Source organism: Chryseobacterium mucoviscidosis, assembly GCF_002177115.1.
Lineage (GTDB): Bacteria > Bacteroidota > Bacteroidia > Flavobacteriales > Weeksellaceae > Chryseobacterium > Chryseobacterium mucoviscidosis.
Genome location: NZ_MVAG01000137.1, coordinates 1 through 277, shown reverse-complemented (window position 1 = coordinate 277; position 277 = coordinate 1). Strand labels below are relative to the sequence as shown.

Here is a 277-nt window from a genome sequence, read left to right as displayed (position 1 = left end):
GCTCGGTCTTGACTGGCAGTTTGTCAGGAATCCCGATCATTCCGGCTGGTCTTTGACCGAGAGACCGGGATATCTCAGGCTGTGGACAGGTGATTGGGATTTACATGACATCCGTGCAAAAAATACGGTCGTCAGAAGGGAAAAGCACCACCTATACAGCGCCGGCGTGAAACTCGACTTTTCACCTTCGGCGTCCGGAGAGCAAGCGGGGATCGTCTGCTACTACAGCACGAATAATTATTTGAAATGCTGCTTGATCTATGAAGAAGGATTGAAG

The 277-nt window shown here is 50.2% G+C and carries 1 protein-coding gene; it reads left to right on the top strand.

Features of this window, described 5'->3' with window-relative positions; all coding sequences use genetic code 11:
• On the top strand, nucleotides 1-277 hold a 277-nt coding region (locus B0E34_RS22805), incomplete at both ends, for a beta-xylosidase family glycoside hydrolase (protein ID WP_503327699.1).